The sequence below is a fragment of the Acidobacteriota bacterium genome, from assembly GCA_009861545.1.
Classification (GTDB): Bacteria; Acidobacteriota; Vicinamibacteria; order Vicinamibacterales; family UBA8438; genus WTFV01.
Window position 1 is genome coordinate 1 of the sequence record VXME01000048.1, and the last position, 5045, is coordinate 5045.

The following is a 5045-nucleotide window of genomic DNA, read 5'->3' on the forward strand; positions in this document are numbered from 1 at the left end:
CTCCAGGACCCTGCGCCCCGGAACGCCGTCGCGCTGCGCTCTGCGGTGCAAGCTCCTAGACGCCCGAGAGTTCCTGAATCTCCCCCGTGCTCGTTCCGAACGCCTCGACCGGCACGCCGAGCTTGTCCATCAGCGACACGTGCAGGTTGGACATCGGGGTCGGGTCCGGACACTGCAGGTGCTGTCCGCAGTGCAGCGTCCCCGCCCCACCGCCGGCGAGCAGTATCGGCAGGTTCTCCGAGGAGTGTCGGTTGCCGTCGCTCAGGCCGCCGCCGTACAGCACCGCCACGTGATCGAGCAGCGAGCCGTCGCCGTCCGGCGTGGCGCGCAGCTTGTCCAGGTAGTACGCCAGCAACGACGTGTGGTACGTGTTGATCCGGGTCAGCTTCTCCAGCTTGTCCGGGTCCTGCTGGTGATGCGAGGTCGGGTGGTGCGCTTCCGGCACGCCAATCTGCGGGTAGGTCCGCCCGCTGTACTCGCGGCTGATCATGAAGCTGACGACGCGGGTCAGGTCGGTCTGGTAGGCCAGCACCTGCAGGTCGAACATCAGCTTCGCATGCTCGTCGAAGGCGGCGGGAACGCCCAGCGGCGGCGCAATCTCGGGCAGTTCCTGGTCGACCTGCGCCTCGGCCTTCTGGATGCGGCGCTCGATGTCGCGCACGGCCTCCAGGTATTCGCCGAGCTTCAGGCGATCGCGCGGCCCGAGATCGCGCCGCAACGCGGCCACCTTGTCGGTCACCGCGTCCAGGAGGCTGCGATTCTGCTCGATGCGCGCCAGCCGCGCGGCGGGATCGGTGCCGCCCGTGTCTCCCAGCAGGCGCTCGAACACCGTCCGCGGGTTGGTCTCCATCGGCAACGGCGTCGTCGTGCTCCGCCAGCAGATCGTGTTGGTGTATGCACAGGTGTAGCCCCCACCACACGTACCCACATCGTCGCCCGACTCCAGCGCCAGCTCCAGCGACGCGAGTTGCGTGTGCCGGCCGGCTTCTCTTGCCACCAACTGATCCATCGACACGCCGGCCCCGAGCTGGGAGCCCTGCGTGCGCTTCGGCGGCACGCCGGTCAGGAAGCTCGTGGCCCCGGTCTCGTGGATGTTGTCCGGGCCCTTGTTGCTGAGTCCCGACACGACCAGCAAGCGGTCCCGGAACCGCTCCAGCGGCTGCAGGATCGGGGTGATCTCGAACCCCGTACCTGCCGTGGCGGGAATCCACTGATCCATCACGATGCCGTTCGGCACGTAGACGACGCCGAGCCGTCTGACCGGCTTCGCCGCGGTCCGGCCCAGGGCGGTCAGCGCCGGCACCATGCCGTCGAGGAGCGGCAGCGCCAGCGCGGCGCCGATGCCGCGGAGCACCGTACGGCGAGGGAGAGCCTTCCTGCTGATCATCATGATTCTGATCTCCGCATCTGAAACGGCGTGCTCTCGACGATCCCGAACACCAGGGAGGACCAAGCGTAGTCGTCGTCGGCCGCGTCGCGAATGATCTCGCGGAGGGCCGGCATGTCGTAGTACTCGAGTCCGCGGCCGAGGGCGTAGGTGGCGAGCTTCTCGGTCACCGTCCACACGAACTGCTCGTGACGCTCCAGCAGCATCGCCTTGAGTCCGGCCAGCCCCACGAACCCGGTTCCGTCCGGGAAGACGCCCGAGGCATCGATGGGACCGCCTCCCTCGCCGGTGGCGCGCCACTTGCCAACCGCATCGAAATGCTCCAGGGCAAAGCCCAGCGGGTCCATCGGGGCGTGGCAGTTGGCGCACACCGGGTTCTCGCGGTGCTGTTCCAGCCGCTGTCGCACCGAGGCCGGCCGGCCGCCTTCCCCGCGGTCCGGAAGCGCCGGCACGTCCGGCGGCGGGGGCGGCGGCGGCGCGCCGAGCATGTGCGAGAGCAGCCAGTGGCCGCGGAGCACCGGCGAGGTGCGCGTGGGATAGGAGGTGACGGTGAGGATGCTGCCGTGTCCCAGCAGCCCGCCGCGCACGCCGTCGGGAAACGTCACGCGGCGGAACCGGCTGCCGTAGACGTTCGGGACGCCGTAGTGCTGCGCCAGCCGCTCGTTGATGAACGAGTAGTCGGCCCGCACGAGATCCAGAACGCTGCGATCCTCGCGGATCTGGCTGGCCACGAACAACTCCGTCTCGCGCTCGAACGCCTCGCGCAGGTTGTCGTCCCACTCCGGAAAGAGCTCCGGCGTCGGCACGACGCTCGACAGTGTGCGCAGGGCCAGCCACTGCAGGGCGAAGCCGTCGACGAGAGCCTGCGCGCGCGAATCCGACAGCATCCGCCGCACCTGCCTTCGCAGCACGTCCGGGTCGCGCAGGTCGCCGCGGGCAGCCACGTTCAGCAACTCGTCGTCGGGGATGCTGCTCCAGAGGAAGAACGACAGCCGCGAGGCCAGCTCCAGATCGGTGACCGCGTGTATAGTGCCGGGCCGCGTGTCCACCGGGTCGCGCTCGACGCGGAACAGGAACTCCGGATCCACCAGGATGCTCTCCAGCGCCCGCTGGATTCCGGACTCGAAGCCGCCCGCCTCACGCCCCGCGGCGTAGAACCCCAGCAGCGTGGCCAGGTCGGTCTCGGTCACCGGGCGGCGGAAGGCCCGCCGCGCGACGGCGCCGAGAATCTCCCGCGCGCACGCTTCTTCTTCCCCTGTTCCGGGCGCGGGGCGACACACGAACAGCCGTTCCCGGCTCGGGGTCTCGCCGGGGCCGGTGGCTTCGAACGGACCGGCGATGCTCACCCGATCGACCGCGGCCTCGGGTGCCTCCGACGTCGAGCTCCAGCGCTCGGCGATGGCCAGCACCTTCCCGGTCGCCCGCGGCTGCAGCACCCCGTCGCGCTCCGAGCGGGCCTGGACGAAAGAGACGCCGAGCACCCGCGGCCCCGCCCCGGCGGAGACGCGAACCGACAGGTCCTCGTCGGCGTGCAGCGTGTACTCCTCCCACGTCCGGTCGCCGAGCACCGCACCGGCGAAGGTGCGCGGCGGCGGCGTTCCCGGCGCGCCTCCTATGTCGAACACCGCCACCCGTTCGCCGTCGAGGCGCACTTCGAGCCGCTGCCGGTTCTGCAGGCCGCGCACGTAGTCGTAGAGCTGCCGCTGCAGCCGGATGCTCACGTCGTATTCGCCGTCCAGCGGGAAGTTGTGCCGGATGGCGATGCCCCCCCGCGACCCGAACGGCAGGTCCTCGCTCATGCGCAGGTCCTGAAACCGCATCGCGGGGACGTCGTAGGTCGCGGTGGTCGGCTCGATGTCCGGATCGCCCACCGCCAGACGGCTGATCCTGCGCGCCGCGAAGATGTAACGGTCGAGCAGCGCCGGCGACACCGACAGAATGTCGGCCATGTTGTCGAAGCCGAGGTCAGCGTTGTCCGCCGGCAGCAGCGCGCTCGCGTCGATGTCCAGCGCCAGCAGATCGCGCACCGCATTCTCGTACTCCCGCCGGTTCAGGCGGTGCACGGTGGTCCGGCCCGGATTGGGAGCCGCCGTCGCGGCCTCGTCCAGGGCGCTCTCCAGCGCGGAAGCGGCGGTCTCGTAGGTGGCGGCGTCCGGTCTGCGCCGGCCGGCCGGCGGCATCGACGCGGTCCGCAGCCTGCGCACCACCTTCTCCCAGGCATCCGGGTGGTCGCCCACCTGGGCCGGGTCCATCGCGTCCAGTGTGAGCCCGGCCGTCCGCAGCCGTTCGTTGTGGCAGCCGACACAGTAGCGGTTCAGGACCCGGCGCACGGACTCGCCGGTCGCCCCGCCCGCGGCAGCGGGGGTTTGCGTCTGCGGCGTCACTGCGGGCGCGTGCGCAGCGGATGCGACCTGCTGTTCGCCGGCCGGGGCTGCTTCCCGAGGCCCGGCGGCATGCACGTCGAACAGACCCAGGCAGGCTACGGTGGCGCCGAGTCCGACGACGCCGGCTCCGGTCTTCGACATCGTTCCACCTCGGGTTGCGAACGCGGCCACATCCCCTCCGCACGTGGCTCGCCGCCGGCGAACGAATGGCGTAGTCTACTCCCCCTGTCGGTGTTCGCGCGAACGATTCCCCGGAATCCGGGGCGGTCGACGGCTATCGCCGCGTGCCGGTGACGTCGGTCCGGACGCTGAAGAGCGTCTTGCCAGACGTGATGTACAGCGTCCGCAGGTCGTCCCCGCCGAAGGCGACGTTGGTGATCGTGTCCTCCCAGATCGGGATGTGCTCGAGCAGCTCGCCGGCCGGCGAGAAGACGTGCACGCCGGCCACCGTGTCGAGCGTCTCGCTCGTGCCGCGCAGCCGGTTGAGGCCCGCCGCGACATAGAGGTTGCCCTCGCTGTCGATCGTCATCCCGTCTCCGCTCCGTCCGGGATAGAAGTCGTGGAATACGCGCATGTTGCTCGCCGTGCCGTCCTCCGCGAGGTCGTAGGCGCGGATCATCCGCGCGCCGCCCTCCTGCTGCGCCGTCTCGATCAGGTACAGCGTGCGGTCGTCCGGCGAGATCACGATCCCGTTGGGCCGCTCGATGTCCGGCTCGGTCAGGATGCGTGCGATGGAGCCGTCGGGGTCGATGCGATACACCCCGTGCACGCCGGTCTGCTCGGCCGTCACGACCGGTCCCGGGCGATCGGTGAAGTAGACCCGCCCCTGCCCGTCGATGGTGAGATCGTTCGGCTGATGAAGCTGCTTGCCCTCGAAGTGGTCGGCCAGCACCTCGATCTCTCCGGTCGCGATGTTCGTTCGCGTGATGCGCGGCAGGACGTCGTCGCCGTTGCCCCCTTCGCACGCCAGCAGCCGCCACTCGCTGTCGAAGATCAGCCCGTTGGCGCGGTTGCTCGGCTCGCGGTAGGTGGTGATCGTTCCGTCGGTGTCCATCTTCAGGATGCGGCCGGTAACGCGCAGGTCCGTGAAGTAGACCGCGCCCGCCTCGTCCACCGTCGGGCCCTCGGTAAAGGAGATGATCCCCTCGACCGCGACCGGCCGGTTCTCCGCCTCCTGCGCGAGCGCACCCCCCCCCCCCGGCACCCCCCCCCAAGCCCGCCCGGAAAATATACAGAACCCCAAAACGTGCAAAATGGACACCTTCAACATTGAC

At 69.9% G+C, this 5045-nt stretch carries 3 protein-coding genes; all 3 read right to left on the minus strand.

Annotated features, from left to right (window positions below; translation table 11 throughout):
* Positions 1-55: 55 nt before the first annotated feature.
* Positions 56-1390, minus strand: coding sequence for a DUF1552 domain-containing protein (locus F4X11_07635; GenBank protein ID MYN64883.1), 1335 nt, complete (start codon positions 1388-1390; stop codon positions 56-58).
* A complete protein-coding gene (locus tag F4X11_07640; protein ID MYN64884.1) occupies positions 1387-3912 on the minus strand; it encodes a DUF1592 domain-containing protein in 2526 nt (841 codons plus the stop codon). Before F4X11_07640 ends, F4X11_07635 begins: the two co-directional genes overlap by 4 nt.
* A 133-nt stretch (positions 3913-4045) precedes the next feature.
* Positions 4046-5045: SMP-30/gluconolactonase/LRE family protein (locus F4X11_07645; GenBank protein ID MYN64885.1), on the minus strand; the 1000-nt coding region annotated here is incomplete at its 5' end.